Source organism: Mesorhizobium onobrychidis (genome assembly GCF_024707545.1).
Classification (GTDB): Bacteria; Pseudomonadota; Alphaproteobacteria; order Rhizobiales; family Rhizobiaceae; genus Mesorhizobium; species Mesorhizobium onobrychidis.
In genome coordinates this window covers 603,055-619,534 of sequence record NZ_CP062229.1, presented here as the reverse complement: position 1 = coordinate 619,534, position 16,480 = coordinate 603,055, and the positions used below count along the sequence as shown (strand labels likewise).

Genomic DNA, 16,480 nt, shown 5'->3' with positions numbered 1-16,480 from the left:
ATGGCAAAGCTCGACGCCATCACGCTTTCGGTCATCCAGGCGGCGCTGCAGCAGGTCTGCGACGAGATGGACCTGACTTTCTCGCGCGCCGCCTTTTCGCCGGTCATCGCCGAGGCCAATGACCGCTCCGACGGCATCTATTCGGCGGTCGATGGTTCGCTGATCGCACAGGGCAGCCAGGGCCTGCCGGTATTCGTCGGCGTGATGCAGTATTCGACCAAAACGGTGATCGAAATGATCGCCGACGGCCGCTGCCTGCCGCCCGAGCCAGGCGATATCTACATCGTCAACGACCCCTATCTCGGCGGCACCCATCTGATGGACGTGCGCTTCGCCATGCCGGTCTACAGGGACGGCAGGATCTTCTGCTGGCTGTCGAACACCGGCCACTGGCCCGATATCGGCGGCTCGGTGCCGGGCGGTTTTTCTGCTTCGGCAACGGCGGTCGAGCAGGAAGGCTTGCGGCTGCCGCCGGTCAAACTGTTCAAGAAGGGCGTGCTCGACCGCGAGATCTACGCCATCATCTGCTCGAACATCAGGGTTGCCGACCAGCGCATCGGCGACATCCGCGCGCAGGCGGCCGCACTGCTGATCGGCCAGGACCGGCTCTTTGGAATCCTGGATCGTTACGGGGACGAAACAGTTGTCGAGGCGATCGCTGAATTGCGCCGCCGCGCCGCCGAGCAGATGCGCGCCAACATATCAGCCATTCCCGATGGCATTTACCGCTCGCAGGCCTTCGTCGATTCCGACGGGGTGGTGAACGAGCCGCTGACCATCGCGCTGGCCGTCGAGAAACAGGGCGATACGCTCAGCTTCGATTTCTCAGGCTCGTCAAAACCTTGCGCCGGGCCGATGAACAGCGTTCTGGCGACGACGTTGTCCTCGGTCTATCTCGCCATGCGCCATATTTTCCCCGACGTGCCGATCAGCGCCGGCGCCTTCGAGCCGCTGATCGTCAAGCGGCCGGAAGGCACTTTCCTCGATGCCAAATATCCGCGCCCGGTATCGGGCTGTGCGGCCGAGGTCTCGCAGCGCATCGCCGAGGCGGTGTTTGCGGCGATGGTGCAGGCACTGCCTGACAAGGTGACGGCGGCTCCCGCCGGCTCCAGCGGCAATTTCGCGCTTGGCGGCAACGACCCGGCACGCGGCCGCGACTATGTCATGTATCAGATCTCCGGCGGCGGCTATGGCGGCAATGCCGATCATGACGGCTTGACCAATGGCTGCTCGACCATCGGCATTTCCAAATCGCCGCCGGTCGAGATCATGGAGCAGGCGTTTCCGGTGCTCTACCGACACTATGCCCTGCGCGAAGGCTCGGGCGGCGCCGGCAAGCATCGCGGCGGTTTTGGGCTCGCCTATGAGGTCGAGATCCTGCGCGGCGACGCCCGCGCCTCCTTCGTCATGGACCACGGCCGCTTCGGCCCGCAGGGCGCACTCGGCGGCAAGGACGGCGCGGTCAACACGGTGACCGTGTTCCGCGACGGCAAGGAACATGTGCCGCCGCACCTCTCCAAGGAGCAGGACATCGCCCTGAAGGCCGGCGACCGCGTGCGCGTCGGCACACCGGGCGGCGGCGGCTATGGCGATCCCCTGGCGCGCGATCCGGAACTGGTGCAGAGGGATGTGGCCTTGGGATACTATAGGCCCGAACAGGCCAGCGAGAAATTTGGCGTCGCCCTGTCGGCGGACGGGTCGGCAATCGACCGAGCCGCCACCGAGCGGGCACGAGCAGCCGGATACCGCTGACCGACGAAGCTTCCAATCGGCCCGGCCGCGCCGTGATCGCCGCAGGGCATGTCGTTTCCGTCTCCGCCGCGCACACAAAAGCCCGTAGACTTGCCGGATCAACGGAGATCTGGATCATGCGTCTTTTCGGTCGTTTCGTGCTTGCCGCGTCCGTCGCCATGGCTGTCGCAACCGGCGCCGCCTCCGCCCAGGACAAGAAACTCAGGCTCGGCACCGAGGGCGCCTATCCGCCCTTCAACTATGCCAATGCCGACGGCACGCTGGGCGGCTTCGACATCGATCTCGGCAAGGCGCTGTGCGCCGAGATGAAGACCGAATGCGAATTCGTCGTGCAGGATTTCGACGGCTCGATCCCGGCGCTGCAGGCCGGCAAGTTCGATGCCATCATCAACATCACCATCACGCCGGAGCGGGCCGAGAAGGTCGACTTCACCCACAAATACTACCAGACGCCGCCGGCCATCGCGGTGCCGAAGGATTCGACTGTATCAGGCACCTCGCCCGACGATCTGAAAGGCAAGGCGCTTGGCGTGCAGAGCGCGACGATCCACCAGAATTTCGCCGAGCAGAAATACGGCGGCTCGACCATCAAGCCCTATCCGACCGGCGACGACGCCCGCACCGACATGGTCAACGGTCGCCTCGACGCGGTGATGGACGGCTCTATCCTGCTGACCGAATGGCTGAAGAAGCCCGAGGGCGCCTGCTGCAAGCTGCTCGGCACCCTGGCCCCCGACCCGGCCATCCATGGCCCAGGCGTCGGCATCGCGCTGCAGAAGGGCAACAAGGAGCTGGCCGCAAAACTCGACGCGGCGATCGACGCGCTGCGCGCCAACGGCAAATACCAGGAAATCAACGACAAGTATTTTGCCTTCGACGTCTACGGCGAGTAGCGAGGCGCTTCGAACGGAGTGCCTTGTTTAAACGCCAGGGCAATCGCTTCGGGTTGTGCTGCCTCATATCGCCCTGCCGGGCACTTCTCCCCGTATAGTGACGGGGAGAAGGGCGCTCTCATCGACGGTTTCGCCAATCAGCGACGGTGGAGGATCGGCGCCAGGTTGCGGCCAGCCCCTTCTCCCCGTCACTATACGGGGAGAAGATGCCGGCAGGCAGATGAGGGGCAGCGCCGACATCGACAATTGGTGAAGAAGTATCATGCCTGAGCGGCGATCCCCTTTCTACAGTAATATCGTCGGGCTCGGCGCGACAATGGGCCGGGTCGGCGGCGATTTCACCTCGGCCAGATATTATTCCGGCGTCGCCGACGAGCATCTGAACACCCGCAAGAATGTCGGTGTCCAGGATCTCAGCACCATGGGCAAGATGGACATCAAGGGTCCGGATGCCGAGGCCCTGGTCAACCATGTCATCGTCAACGACGCCGCCGCCATGCGGCCGGGCCAGGTGCGCTATTCCACCATCTGCCGCGAGGATGGCGGCATCATGGACGACCTCACCGTGTTCAGGCTCGGGCCTGAGCATTTCATGCTGGTGACCGGCTCGGTCAACCGCCAGAAAATGCTGCCCTGGCTGCTGCATCACGCCGAAGGGCGAAAGGCCTATGTCACCGACATCACCGCGGCCATCGCCTTCCCGACGATAAAGGGGCCGCGCTCGCGCGAGTTTTTGAAGGTGCTGGTGCAGGACGCCGATCTCGACGGGCTGAAGCGCTGGTCGTTCGCATCAGGGCGCATCGGCGAGACGAAGCTGCTGATCTCGCGCACCGGCGTCACCGGCGAGCTCGGCTTCGAGCTGTTCGTGCCGGCCGACGAGGCCGCCACCGTCTGGGACGCGTTGATGCGGGCCGGCCGCGATTTTGGCCTGAAACCCTATGGCGTGCTGGCGATGTTCACGCTTGGCCTGGAGAAGGCCTATCCGGCGCACGGCATCGACATGGACGAGACCCGCACGCCGTTCCATGTCGGCCTCGACCGCTGGATCAAATTCGACAAGGGCGATTTCGTCGGCCGCGAGGCGCTGCTCAAGATCCGCGACAAAGGCGTCGACGAGCGCTGGACCGGGCTGATCGTCGAAGGCGGCACGCCGGCTGCGGCGAATGCGCGGGTTCTGGCCGATGGCGAGGATGCCGGCGTCGTCACCTACAGCGACCACGGCTATTCGCTGGGGACGGTGCTGGCGACCGCGCATCTGCGGCTGCCGTTCACGCGGATCGGCACGGAACTCAGCATCGACATCGATGGCATGCCGACACGCGCGGTGGTGTCGGCGATGCCGTTCTTCGATCCTGACGGGGCGAGGCTGAGAGTCTGATCCTACCCCCTGTGATCCAGCCTGGCCACCAGCTGGTCGCCGGCCCACTGGATACCGCAGACCAGGACGATCAGCACGATGACCACGGCGACCATGACTGACGTCTCGAAGCGCTGGTAGCCATAGCGGATGGCGAGGTCGCCAAGCCCGCCCGCGCCGATGGCCCCGGCCATTGCCGAGGCGCCGATCAGCGTCACCAGCGTCAGCGTGAAGCCGGCGACGATGCCCGGCAGGGCTTCCGGCACCAGCACCTCGCGGATGATCGTCCAGCGGTTGCCGCCCATGGCACGCGCCGCCTCGATCAGCCCGTGGTCGACCTCGCGCAGCGACACTTCGGCGATGCGGGCGTAGTAAGGCGTGGCCGCGATCGACAGCGGCACGATCGCTGCCCATGTGCCGATCGAGGTGCCGACGATCAGCCGCGTCACCGGGATCAGCGCGACGAGCAGGATGATGAAAGGCACCGAGCGGAAGCCGTTGATGACAGCGCCGAGGAAGCGATTCACCCACAGGTTTTCGGCGATGCCGCCGCGGTCGGTGGCGACCAGCGCCAGGCCGAGCGGCAGGCCGAAGAGGAGCGAAATGAATCCGGACGCGGCCGTCATCAGGATCGTCTCCCAGATCGAACGAAGCAGGAGCTCAAACAGATTTGGCGACATGGCCAAGCACCTCCACCCGCGCCTCGCGGGCTCTCAATAACGCGGTCACTTGTTCAAGGTGATTTGCGTCGGCCCCCGTCACCGCCAGGAACAGCGTGCCGACAGGCTGCTGCTGGACATGGTCGATGCCGCCATGCACGAGGCGAAACCCGCCTGGTAGGGCGGCAGCAAGGTCGGACAGCAGTGGCCCACGCGCCGCCTCGCCCGCGACGTCGATCCTCAGGATCGCCTCCGTGCCGGCGCCCTGCGTCAGCCGGCTTGCGATCTCCGCCGGCAATTGCGGCCGGATGCCGCTAAGCAGGCTCTGGGTGATTGCCGACTTCGGATCGGCAAAGACCGTCCAGACCGGGCCTTCCTCGACGATGCGTCCAGCATCGATCACCGCGACGCGGTCGGCGATCGAGCGGATCACCTCCATCTCGTGGGTGATCAGCAGAATGGTCAGGCCGAGCTTCCGGTTGATGTCTTTCAGCAAGGCAAGGATGGAGCGGGTCGTCTCCGGGTCCAGCGCCGAGGTGGCTTCGTCCGAGAGCAGCAGCGCGGGACGGGCGGCAAGCGCCCTGGCGATGCCGACGCGCTGCTTCTGGCCGCCCGACAGCGATGCCGGATAGGCTTTCGCCTTCTCCGACAGGCCGACGAACTCGAGCAGCTCGGCCGCGCGCGCCAGGCGTTCGGCCTCGGGACGGCCTTCGATCTTGAGCGGCAGCGCGACATTGTCTTCGACGGTCTTGGCCGAAAGCAGGTTGAAGTGCTGGAAGATCATGCCGATGCGCCGCCGGAGCGGCTGCAATTCGCGCTCGCCAAGCCGGCTGATCTCGCGGCCTTCGATGAAGACCTGGCCGGAATCCGGCCGCTCCAGACCGTTGAGGCAGCGGATCAGCGTCGACTTGCCGGCGCCGCTGCGGCCGATGATGCCGAGAATCTCACCCTTGCGGACGGTGAGCGACACGCCATCGAGCGCCGGCGTTGCGCCGAAGCGGCGCTTCAGCTCGGTGAGCCGCACGACATGCTCCGGCCGCTCCGGGGTGCCGGCTGGTATCTCGGCAGTTGCGGGGAAATGCTGGTTCATGGCCGTTCCTGTTTCGGCGGTCCGTAAATAGGATTGCGGCCCGCGCGTTGGGCGCGGACCGCTTTTTCATATCCGGGACGCCCCGGATCCATGTCTCATCAATAGGCGCTGGTGCCGGTGCCCTTGTAGACCTTGTCGAACTCGGCCTTTACCGCCTCGTTCTGAAAGGAAGCCACCAGCGTCTTCACCCAGGGTTCGTTCTCATTGCCGGCCTTGACTGCGATGAAATTGCGGTACGGATTGTCGGCGATCGGCTCCTGAGCGACACGGTTTTCGGGGGTCAGGCCGCTTTTCAGCGCCCAATCCGTGTTGACCACGGCCGCGTCGAGGTCTTCCACCGAACGCCCGACGATGCCGGCGTCGAGCTCCTTGATGACCAGTTTCTTCGGGTTGTCGGCGATGTCGGCCGTTGTCGCCAGGATACCGGTGCCGTCCTTCAGCTTGATGAGGCCCTCGTTCTGCAGGACGCGCAGCGCCCGGCCTTCATTGGACGGGTCGTTCGGCACGCCGATGACGGCGCCCTCGGGCAGGTCGGCGACATCAGTGTGTTTCTTGGAATAGAGGCCGATCGGCCAGACGCCGGTATAGCCGACGGGGACGATGTGATAGCCCTGCGTCTTGATCTGATTGTCGAGATAGGGCTTGTGCTGGAAAGCGTTGGCGTCGATTTCGCCACGCTCAAGCGCCTCGTTGGGCTGGGTGTAATCGTTGAACACCACGGTCTCGATCGTCAGTCCCTTCTCGGCCGCCTGCGCGGTGACGACGCGCCATACGTCTTCATCCTCGCCGCTGATGATGCCGACCTTGACCGCCTTCTTGTCCTCGGCGAAGGCCGAACTGGGTGCAGCCAAGCCGGCAATTGCGACGGCCGAAGCGAAAAGTAATGCGAGACCTGTGCGCCGAGTTATAGTTGCCGAAAAGGACGACAGCAAAGTGTTGGTATTCCCTATCATGATGAATCCCGTCCGTTGTTAGATCATGGTGGCCAAGCAAAGTGCGAAGCCTTGTTTCACAGCATCGGGGATGCTGGCCGCCGGATCAAAGAACCGCGTTTCTCGCCAAATGCGAAGCCGGGAATATTCTCTCAAAGATTCTGCCATTGCGAGCACAGGGGGGCTTACCGCGTGCATCGTTTAGGCGGGGCACGCCATTTTTCCGCGGGACCCCTTCGCGCAACCAGATGCAACGCGGTCACTTTCCCGGCCCTCGCTTTTCCCGCTTGACTGACCCGCCGTACCGAATACGCTAATGGGGAAAATACCGGCTCCGACCGCCGGGCGGCAAAAATGCCTCGTATGCCTCGCCTTCCGCGGCGGCGGCTGCGGGGCATTGTTATTTTTGGGGATTTGCTTGGGACGGCGTATCGAAATCGGCATCCTTTACTCGCGGTCGGGCAACTACCGCCTGCTGTCCGAATCCTGCCGTTCGGGTGCGATGACGGCCATCGCCGACATCAATGCCGATCCCGCCATCCCGATCGAATTCGTTCCGGTGGAGCGCGACCCGCAGGGCAACATCGATGGCTACGCGACGGGCTGCGCCGACATTCTCGCCAACAGCAGTGCGCGCCACATCATTGGCTGCATCACGTCATGGAGCCGCAAGGAGGTCATTCCGATCCTCGAGCGCGCCGGCGGCACGCTCTGGTACGCCTGCCCCTATGAGGGCTTCGAAGCGAACGAGCATGTCGTCTACATGCACGCTTGCCCGAACCAGCACCTCGTCCCGCTGCTGGCCCATGTAGTGCCGCGCTTCGGTGCCAACGGCTTCCTGCTCGGCTCGAACTATATCTGGGGCTGGGAGACCAACCGTGTCGCCCGCGACCTGATCGCCGACGCCGGCGGCAAGGTTTTGGGCGAGCGCTATCTGCCGCTCGGCGAGGTCGATGTCTCCAGGCTGATCGCCGAGATCCAGGCCACCCGGCCGGAGTTCATCCTGAACAACCTGATCGGCTCCTCGTCCTATGCCTTCATCGCGGCCTATGCCGAACTTGCCGAACGCGACCCGCATTTCAGGCCGGAGCGCTGCCCGATCCTGTCCTGCAATCTCACCGAATGCGAGTTGCCGGCGCTCAACGAGGCGGGCAATGGCCACCTTTCCGTCGGGCCGTACTTTCACGATATCTCGGTAGCGGATCGCCAGGGTGATTCGGCGCCCTCCATCATGCCGGCCTCGTCCTTCGAGGCGGCGGCCTATGCCTCGGTGCGGACGCTTGCCGAGATCCTCGCCCGCAATCCCGGCGCACAATGGCCGGACCTTCCCCAGGCCTTTGCCGGAACCTCGTTTCGAACCCCGCTCGGCGACATCTCCATCGATCCGCAAACCCAGCACGCCACCTTGCCGGTGCAGATCGGGCGCATCGAGGGGACCGCGTTCAGGACCGTCACGCTGACCAAGGGTGTCGCGCCCGATCCCTATCTGTCCCGCTATGACCGGACCGAGACGTTCGGCCGCCCACGCCTGAGGGTGGTCTCGTGAGCAAGGTCCCGCGCATCCCGAATCTCGGCGGCGCCAGGGCCTTTGTCTTGCATCGTCCGCATTCGACGGTGCAGGCGATAACGCGGCAATTGTCGGCCATCGGCCTCGATACGGTCGGCTGCTGGCCGGAACTGCCGGCCGAGGCGCTCGTGGCGGACTTCGTCTTCTTCGATGCCGATCTCGGCTTCGACGAACAATTCCCATGGGCGCCGGGCGAGGCGCCGATGCCGCTGGTCGCGCTGATCGGCTCCGAAGCGCCGGGCCGCATCGAGTGGGCGCTGTCGCACAAGGCCGACGCCCAGTTGCTGAAGCCGGTCGGCAATGCCGGCGTCTACAGCGCCCTTTTGATCGCACGGCAGAGTTTCGAGGCGCGCAAGCTTTTGGCAAGCGAGATATCGTCGCTTCGCCTGCGCGTCGCGGAGCGCCAGACCATCGTGCGCGCAGTGGAGGCCTTGTCGAAAGGCGCCGAGGACGGCCGCGCCTATGCGCAGCTCCGGTCGCTGGCGATGAGCTGGCAGATCAGTGTCGAGGAGGCCGCGCGCAGGATCGTGGCGATGACGGAAGAAGGCGGCGATGACCAGTCCCATCGCGCCTGACCTTCCGGCAACCGGGCGCATGCCGGCCAGGCCGCGCGCCGGCGTCTGGCGGCGCCTGGTCAAGCGTCCCCTGGCATTGATCGGCCTGGTGATCGTTGCCGTCGTTGTGGCCGGCGCCATCCTGGCGCCGTGGCTGACGGGCTACGATCCGAACGAGCAGATGTTCGACGGGCTGACGCTTGAAGGCGCGCCCTTGCCGCCGAATGCCAGCTTCTGGCTGGGCACGGATCTGCTCGGCCGCGATCTGCTGACCCGCATCCTTTTCGGCGCACGCACCTCGCTGATCATCGGCATTGTCGCCAACGGCGTGGCGCTTTTGATCGGCACGCTGGTCGGCGTCACCGCGGGCTATTTCCGCGGCTGGATCGGCGGCGCGCTGATGCGCTTCACCGATCTGATGATGGCCTTCCCGGCGCTGCTGCTCGCCATCTGCCTGGCGGCGGTACTCCAGCCGAGCCTGTGGATCGTTGCCATGGTGATCGCACTGGTGAACTGGGTGCAGACCGCGCGGGTCATCTACACCGAGACCAGCTCGCTCGCCGAGCGCGAGTTCATCGACGCCGAGCGTACGATCGGTGCCAGCGCACCACGCATCCTGTTTCGCCATATCCTGCCGCATCTGCTGCCGACGATCATCGTCTGGGGCACGCTCGGCATCTCGACCACGGTGCTGCTCGAAGCAACGCTCAGTTATCTCGGCATCGGCGTGCAGCCGCCGACCGCATCCTGGGGCAACATCATTTTCGAGAACCAGACCTATTTCCAGGCAGCACCCTGGCTGGTCTTCTTTCCGGGTGCGGCGATCCTGGCGCTGGCGCTGGCCTTCAACCTCATCGGCGATGCGCTGCGCGACATCCTCGATCCGACGCAAAGGGGCCGGGCATGATCGCCTATCTCGGCCGCCGCGTCATTCAATCGCTGCTCATCCTGCTGGGCGTCTCGCTGATCACCTTTGCGCTGCTCTACCTGCTGCCTGCCGACCCCGTCCGCCAGATCGCCGGCCGCAGCGCCACGCCCGAGACGGTCGAGAACATCCGCCGGCAGCTCGGCCTCGATCAGCCCTTCATCATCCAGTACTGGCACTATCTGACCAGCCTGCTCAGCGGCGATCTCGGACGCTCCTACATCCAGCGTTCCGAGGTCACGGTGCTCATCGTCTCGCGGCTGCCGGCAAGCCTGCTGCTGATGATCGGCGCCATCCTTTGCGAGCTGGCGATCGGCCTGACGATGGGCCTGCTTGCCGCCGTCAGGCGCGGCACCGCCACCGACCAGACGCTGATGGTCGCGTCCTTTGTCGGCGTCTCGGCGCCGCAGTTCGTCGTCGGCCTGCTGCTCCTCTATGTATTCGCCGTGCGGCTCGGCTGGTTTCCGATCGGCGGCTACGGCACCTGGCGCCATTTGGTGCTGCCCTCGCTGACCATGGGGATCCTCGGCGCCGGCTGGTATGCCCGCATGATGCGCTCGTCGATGATCGACGTGCTGCGCCAGGACTATATGCGGACCGCCCGCGCCAAGGGCCTTGCGCGCGGCGCCATCATCTTCCGCCACGCACTTCCCAACGCCATCCTGCCGGTCATCGCCATGATCGGCATCGACATCGGCATCTTCATGGGCGGCATCGTGGTGGTCGAAAGCGTGTTCGGCTGGCCCGGCATCGGCCAGCTTGCCTGGCAGGCCATCCAGCGCGTCGACATTCCGATCATCATGGGTGTCACCCTGGTTTCGGCCTTCGCCATCGTACTTGGCAATCTCCTGGCCGACACCGTCGCACCGTTCATCGACCCGCGCATCAAGCTCAGATGAAAACCAAAAAGAGACCGATAAAAACCAGAGAAAGGGAACATGAGATGAAGAAATTCTTGACCTCCACTGTTACGGTATCGGCGCTCGCGCTGATGCTCGGCACGGCAAGCGTACGCGCCGAAGACGCCGTCGATCCGAACGCCAAGCAGGGCGGCGCGATCACCATCACCTACAAGGACGACGTCGCCACGCTCGATCCGGCCATCGGCTATGACTGGCAGAACTGGTCGATGATCAAGAGCCTGTTCGACGGGCTGATGGACTACGAGCCGGGCACCACCAACCTGCGGCCCGACCTCGCCGAGAGCTACGAGATTGCGCCCGACGGCAAGACCTTCACCTTCAAGCTGCGCCAAGGGGTGAAGTTCCACAATGGCCGCGAGATGACTGCCGACGACGTGAAATATTCGCTCGATCGCGTCACCAATCCGAAGACGCAGAGCCCGGGCGCCGGCTTCTTTGGCTCGATCAAGGGGTTTGACGATGTCGCTGCCGGCAAGGCGGAAAGCTTGTCGGGCGTCACCGTCGTCGACCCCTACACGATCAAGTTCGAGCTGACCCGGCCCGACGCCACCTTCCTGCATGTCATGGCCATCAACTTCTCGCATGTCGTGCCGAAGGAGGAAGTCGAGAAATACGGCGCGGATTTTGGCAAGCATCCGGTCGGCACCGGGGCGTTCAAGTTCGCCGAATGGACGCTCGGCCAGCGCGTCGTCTTCGAGCGCAACCCGGATTATTGGCACAAGGGCCTGCCGCATCTCGACAAGGTCAGCTTCGAGATCGGGCAGGAGCCGATCGTGGCACTGCTGCGGCTGCAGAAGGGCGAGATCGACATTCCCGGCGACGGCATTCCGCCGGCCAAGTTCCAGGAGGTGATGGCCGATCCCGAGCAGAAGGCCCGCGTCGTCGAGGGCGGCCAGTTGCACACCGGCTACGTCACCATGAACACCACCATGGCGCCCTTCGATAATGTGAAGGTGCGGCAAGCGGTCAACATGGCGATCAACAAGGACCGTGTCGTCCAGCTGATCAACAACCGTGCGGTGCCGGCCAACCAGCCGCTGCCGCCATCGATGCCCGGCTATGACAAGGAATTCAAGGGCTATCCCTATGACGTGGCCAAGGCCAAGGCTTTGCTTGCCGAGGCCGGTCATCCCGATGGTTTCGACACGCAGCTGTTCGCGATGAACACCGATCCCAACCCGCGCATCGCCCAGGCGATCCAGCAGGATCTGGCGGCCGTCGGCATCAAGGCCAGCATTCAGTCGCTCGCGCAGGCCAACGTCATCGCAGCCGGCGGCGACAAGGCCGGCGCGCCGATGATCTGGTCCGGCGGCATGGCCTGGATCGCCGATTTCCCCGATCCGTCGAACTTCTACGGGCCGATCCTCGGCTGCGCCGGCGCGGTTCCGGGCGGCTGGAACTGGTCGTGGTACTGCAACAAGGATCTCGACGCCAAGGCGGCGGAGGCCGACTCGATCGTCGATCCGGCCAAATCAGGCGAACGTGCCAAGATGTGGAGCGCGATCTACGGCAAGATCATGGAAGACGCGCCCTGGGCACCGGTCTTCAACGAGCAGCGCTTCACCATGAAATCGGCACGGATGGGCGGCGCCGACAATCTCTATGTCGACCCCGTCCATATCCCGATCAACTATGACAATGTGTATGTGACCGATGTGCAATAACTGCGACTACACCATCCATGGGCGCCATCACCATTTCGGCTGGGACAATTCCTTTGTCCCGGCTGAACGGGTGGCGCCCGGTTCGACGATCGAATTCCAGTGCCTTGATTCGTCGGGTGGCCAGCTTCAGGCCGACAGCACCGTTGCCGACGTCGCCAAGCTCGATTTTGATAGGATCAACCCGGTGACCGGGCCGATCTTCGTCGACGGCGCCGAGCCTGGCGATGCACTGAAGGTGACGATCGAGATGTTCAAGCCGTCCGGCTTCGGCTGGACGGGGAACATTCCGGGGTTCGGCCTGCTCGCCGACGACTTCCCGGAACCGGCGCTGAACATCTGGACATACGACGCCGTCTCGCTCGAGCCGGCGCTGTTCGGCAGGCAAGCCCGCGTGCCGCTGAAACCGTTTGCCGGCACCATCGGCAACGCGCCGGCTGAAATGGGCCTCCACTCGGTGGTGCCGCCAAGGCGCGTCGGCGGCAATCTCGACATCCGCGATCTCGCGGCCGGCACCACGCTCTATCTGCCGGTGGAGGTGGCCGGTGCGCTGTTTTCGGTCGGCGACACGCATGCCGCGCAAGGCGACGGCGAAGTGTGCGGCACGGCGATCGAAAGCCCGATGGATGTCGTGCTCAAGCTCGACCTGGTCAAGGATGCGCGGCTGAAGACACCGCGCTTCACCACGCCTGGCCCGGTGACGCGCCATCTCGATGCCAAGGGCTATGAGGTGACGACCGGCATCGGACCGGACCTGATGACGGGCGCCAGAGAAGCGGTCTCCCAGATGGTCGACCTGCTTGCCGGCCGCTACGCAATGGAGCCGGTCGAGGCCTACATGCTGGTTTCGGTCTGCGGCGATCTCCGGATCAGCGAGATCGTCGACATGCCGAACTGGGTGGTGTCGTTCTACTTCCCGCGCTGCGTCTTCGAATGAGCAAAGGCGCAACCAGCAAGCGGACCGGGGCTTTTGCCCCGGCCGTTTCGGTCACGGCCGGACCGGTGCTGGAAATCTCCGACCTGACCGTCAGCGTGCGCGGCGAAGACGGCGAGCGGCCGGTGGTATCAGACCTATCGTTCTCGCTTGCGCGCGGCGAGACGCTTTGCATTGCCGGTGAATCCGGCTCCGGCAAATCGATGACCGCGCTGGCGATCATGCAGTTGCTGCCGCAGCCCGCCGCCCGGATAGGATCCGGCGCGATCCGGCTTCGCGATATGGATCGGAGAGAGATCGATCTGGCGGTGCTCGATGAGCGTCGGATGCGCCGCATTCGCGGCGACCGCATCGCGATGATCTTCCAGGAGCCGATGACCTCGCTCAATCCGGTGCTGTCGATCGGCCGGCAGCTGGTCGAGTCCATCGAGGCCCATACCGGCCTGTCGCGTGCCGAGGCCCGCCGGCGCGCCATCGAGGCGCTGAAGGCCGTCCGCATCTCGGAAGCCGAAAGCCGGCTAAAACAGTTTCCGCACGAACTGTCCGGCGGCATGCGCCAGCGCGTGATGATCGCCATGGCGCTGGCGCTGAAACCGGATGTGCTGATCGCCGACGAGCCGACGACGGCGCTCGATGTCACCGTGCAAGGCGAGGTGCTGGAACTGCTGCGCGATCTGCAGCGCGAGCATGGCACCAGCATCATCCTCATCACCCACGACATGGGCGTGGTTGCCGAAATGGCCGATCGCGTCGTCATCATGCGGCACGGCCGCATGGTCGAGGAGGGAACAGCCGCCGATATCTTTTCCCGCCCGCAAGCCGACTACACGCGCGAGCTGCTCGCCGCCGTGCCGCGCATTGGTACCGGCGTCGGCCGCCAAAAATCCGTCGAAGCGGAAATGCCCGCAAGCGTGGCGGTGGTCAACGATCTGCATGTCCATTTCGACCTGCGCGGTGGCTTCTTCGGCCAAGTGAACCGCCGTGTCCACGCCGTCGAAGGCATCAGCTTTTCGATCGCGCCGCACGAGACGCTGGCGCTGGTCGGCGAATCCGGCTGCGGCAAGTCGACCACCGCCAAGGCGCTGGCCGGGCTTGTGCCCTACCACGGCGATATCGTGATCGGCGGGCGCAATCTGGCGGGCCTTGGCCGTGACCAGCGCAAGGCGGTTCGCCGCGACGTGCAGATGATTTTCCAGGATCCCTATGCCTCGCTTGACCCGCGCATGCGCGTCGGCGACCTCGTTGCCGAGCCGCTGTTGATCCATGGCATCGCCTCGAAGGAAGAGCGCAGCCAGCTTGTGGCGGCGCTGTTCGAGCGCGTCGGCCTGTCGGCCGACCAGATGGAGCTCTATCCACACGAATTCTCGGGCGGCCAGCGCCAGCGCATCTGCATCGCGCGCGCTCTGGCGCTCAGGCCCAAACTCATCATCGCCGACGAGAGCGTTTCGGCGCTCGACGTGTCGGTGCAGGCCCGCGTGCTCGACCTGCTGAAGGAACTGCAGCGCGAATTCGGCATCGCCTATCTGTTCATCTCGCACGACATGGCGGTGGTCGAGAACATTTCCGATCGTGTCGCCGTCATGTATCTCGGCCAGATCGTCGAAATGGGCACCCGCGACCAAGTCTTTTCGAACCCGCGCCATCCCTACACGAAGCGCTTGATCGAGGCCGTGCCGGTGCCCGATCCGGCAAAGCGCCGGCCGCGTTTCGCGCGTCTCGATCAGGAGATCCCGAGCCCGACTCGAAACATCGGCGAGGACCCGCCGAAACTGGCCCTGAAGGATCTTGGCAACGGTCATCTCGTTGCTGTTTCCTAGAGCATTTTGCAGCCAAACGTCTTCGTTTGGCGTCCGACAAAATGCGTTAAAACAAAGAGTTAGGGCGCCGTTTTGGTTCCACCAAAACGCAAAGCGCTCTGACGCCAGCGAGGACCGTCACCTCAAACCTGATCCGCGATCAGCCGATATTGGTCGGGCCGACGATATCTGGCGAAGTCGAAATTCACCTTGCGGCAGACGGCGATCAGGTCGAGATCGGCGCGATGGACGATCACCTCGTCGTCGAGCGACATCGCCTGCGCCGCGATTTCGCCGGTCGGGGCGATGATGCAGGAGCCGCCGATCAAGGCCTGGCCGTCCTCGACGCCGGCCTTGGCCGCTGCCGCGACCCAGACAGTGTTCTGATAGGCGCCGGCCTGCATCGGCAGATGGTTGTGGAACATGCGCAGATGCGCCAGCGCCGGCGCCTCATCGAGCAGCAGCGGCGTGTTGTAGCCGATCACGACAATTTCAGCGCCGTTGAGACAGAGCATGCGGTAAGTCTCCGGCCAGCGCCGGTCGTTGCAGATGGCCATGCCGACGCGCACGCCGCGATAGACGAAGACCGGAAAGCCGAGATTGCCGGGCTCGAAATAACGCCGCTCGAGATGGACGGTCGTGCCCGGTTCCGGCTCACTCGATCCCGGCACATGGATTTTGCGATAGCGCCCGACAAGCTTGCCGTCCTGCCCGACCAGATCCATCGTGTTGAAGCGGCGCGTGACCCCGTCGACGCGCGTCAGCTCGGCATATCCGAGCGCGAAGCCTATCTTGAGCCGCGCCGCGGTGTCGTAAAGGCGCTGCGTCTGCGGGCCCGGCATGGCCGGCTCGAAGAACGCCTCGATCTCGGCCTGGTCGTCGATCCGCCAGCGCGGAAAGAAGGTTGTCAGCGCCAGTTCGGGAAACACCGCGATTTCCGCGCCGGCGGCCGCCGCCTTTTCCAGAAGCGCGACCAGCCGGTCCACCGTTTCGGATCGTTGCGCGCTTTTTTGTACAGGGCCGGTCTGGCAGACCGCGATGGTCAGGTCTCGAGCCATGGCGTCGTCTCCCCAATAGATCGCAGTTCAGGCTGCCGCGGTCACCATGATCTCGACGCGATAGCCGTCGCCGGCGAGCCGGGCCTCGACCGTTGCCCGCACCGGCATGGCGCTTTTGTCGATCCAGGCATCCCAGGCGGCGTTCATCTTGTCGAAGTCGGCAATGTCGCGCAGCCATACCGTGGCGCTCAGGATCCTGGATTTGTCGCTGCCGGCCTTCGCCAGATAGGTGTCGATCTTGGCGAGCACGTCGCGCGTCTGCTGCGTGGTGTCGCCCGACAGATCGTCGGCCGTCATGCCGGCCAGATAGACAATGCCATTGTGGCTGAGCACGCGGCAGAAGCGTGGGCCATTCTCGAAACGTTCGATTGTCATGCGG

Annotated in this window: 15 protein-coding genes; 10 read left to right on the top strand and 5 right to left on the bottom strand. The window is 64.5% G+C overall.

The window, feature by feature from the left end:
- The 3 genes from IHQ72_RS02985 (at window position 1) to IHQ72_RS02975 (ending at window position 4,023) form a co-directional block, all read left to right on the top strand.
- Window positions 1–1,752, top strand: coding sequence for a hydantoinase B/oxoprolinase family protein (locus IHQ72_RS02985; protein WP_258121083.1), 1,752 nt, complete (start codon window positions 1–3; stop codon window positions 1,750–1,752).
- 116 nt (window positions 1,753–1,868) lie between these two features.
- On the top strand, window positions 1,869–2,645 hold the full coding sequence (locus IHQ72_RS02980; protein ID WP_258121082.1) for an ABC transporter substrate-binding protein: 777 nt from the start codon (window positions 1,869–1,871) through the stop codon (window positions 2,643–2,645).
- A gap of 262 nt (window positions 2,646–2,907) precedes the next feature.
- Window positions 2,908–4,023 (top strand): aminomethyl transferase family protein, encoded by a 1,116-nt coding sequence (locus IHQ72_RS02975; RefSeq protein WP_258121081.1) that lies wholly within the window; start codon window positions 2,908–2,910, stop codon window positions 4,021–4,023.
- Window positions 4,024–4,025: 2 nt separating this feature from the next.
- Here the strand turns inward: IHQ72_RS02975 and IHQ72_RS02970 are convergent, their stop codons facing one another.
- From IHQ72_RS02970 to IHQ72_RS02960, 3 genes are all read right to left on the bottom strand, one after another.
- Entirely contained in the window at window positions 4,026–4,682 is a 657-nt protein-coding gene (locus IHQ72_RS02970; protein WP_258121080.1) for a methionine ABC transporter permease, read from the bottom strand.
- A complete protein-coding gene (locus tag IHQ72_RS02965; RefSeq protein ID WP_258121079.1) occupies window positions 4,663–5,751 on the bottom strand; it encodes a methionine ABC transporter ATP-binding protein in 1,089 nt (362 codons plus the stop codon). The genes IHQ72_RS02970 and IHQ72_RS02965 overlap by 20 nt, the downstream gene beginning before the upstream one ends.
- Before the next feature lie 98 nt (window positions 5,752–5,849).
- Window positions 5,850–6,704 (bottom strand): MetQ/NlpA family lipoprotein, encoded by an 855-nt coding sequence (locus IHQ72_RS02960; RefSeq protein ID WP_258121078.1) that lies wholly within the window; start codon window positions 6,702–6,704, stop codon window positions 5,850–5,852.
- 397 nt (window positions 6,705–7,101) lie between these two features.
- Between IHQ72_RS02960 and IHQ72_RS02955 the strand changes: the two genes are divergently transcribed.
- The 7 genes from IHQ72_RS02955 (at window position 7,102) to IHQ72_RS02925 (ending at window position 15,064) form a co-directional block, all read left to right on the top strand.
- Window positions 7,102–8,229, top strand: a complete 1,128-nt coding sequence (locus IHQ72_RS02955; RefSeq protein ID WP_258121077.1) for a transporter substrate-binding protein — start codon at window positions 7,102–7,104, stop codon at window positions 8,227–8,229.
- Window positions 8,226–8,825: an ANTAR domain-containing response regulator gene (locus IHQ72_RS02950; RefSeq protein WP_258121076.1), complete on the top strand. Its 600-nt coding sequence runs from the start codon at window positions 8,226–8,228 to the stop codon at window positions 8,823–8,825. Before IHQ72_RS02955 ends, IHQ72_RS02950 begins: the two co-directional genes overlap by 4 nt.
- Window positions 8,803–9,711, top strand: coding sequence for an ABC transporter permease (locus tag IHQ72_RS02945; protein ID WP_374120329.1), 909 nt, complete (start codon window positions 8,803–8,805; stop codon window positions 9,709–9,711). The genes IHQ72_RS02950 and IHQ72_RS02945 overlap by 23 nt, the downstream gene beginning before the upstream one ends.
- Complete coding sequence (locus tag IHQ72_RS02940) at window positions 9,708–10,628, top strand: ABC transporter permease (protein ID WP_258121075.1); 921 nt, start codon at window positions 9,708–9,710, stop codon at window positions 10,626–10,628. Before IHQ72_RS02945 ends, IHQ72_RS02940 begins: the two co-directional genes overlap by 4 nt.
- Before the next feature lie 92 nt (window positions 10,629–10,720).
- Window positions 10,721–12,316: an ABC transporter substrate-binding protein gene (locus IHQ72_RS02935; protein ID WP_374120380.1), complete on the top strand. Its 1,596-nt coding sequence runs from the start codon at window positions 10,721–10,723 to the stop codon at window positions 12,314–12,316.
- Window positions 12,306–13,250, top strand: a complete 945-nt coding sequence (locus IHQ72_RS02930) for an acetamidase/formamidase family protein (RefSeq protein ID WP_258121073.1) — start codon at window positions 12,306–12,308, stop codon at window positions 13,248–13,250. Before IHQ72_RS02935 ends, IHQ72_RS02930 begins: the two co-directional genes overlap by 11 nt.
- Window positions 13,247–15,064 carry an ABC transporter ATP-binding protein gene (locus IHQ72_RS02925; protein WP_258121072.1) on the top strand — a complete coding sequence of 606 codons (1,818 nt, stop codon included), beginning with the start codon at window positions 13,247–13,249 and terminating at the stop codon, window positions 15,062–15,064. The genes IHQ72_RS02930 and IHQ72_RS02925 overlap by 4 nt, the downstream gene beginning before the upstream one ends.
- Window positions 15,065–15,186: 122 nt before the next feature.
- Here IHQ72_RS02925 and IHQ72_RS02920 read toward each other — a convergent pair whose 3' ends face one another.
- Window positions 15,187–16,101 (bottom strand): nitrilase-related carbon-nitrogen hydrolase, encoded by a 915-nt coding sequence (locus IHQ72_RS02920; RefSeq protein ID WP_258121071.1) that lies wholly within the window; start codon window positions 16,099–16,101, stop codon window positions 15,187–15,189.
- A 27-nt stretch (window positions 16,102–16,128) separates the two neighbouring features.
- Window positions 16,129–16,476 carry a RidA family protein gene (locus IHQ72_RS02915; RefSeq protein ID WP_192358033.1) on the bottom strand — a complete coding sequence of 116 codons (348 nt, stop codon included), beginning with the start codon at window positions 16,474–16,476 and terminating at the stop codon, window positions 16,129–16,131.
- Window positions 16,477–16,480: the final 4 nt, after the last annotated feature.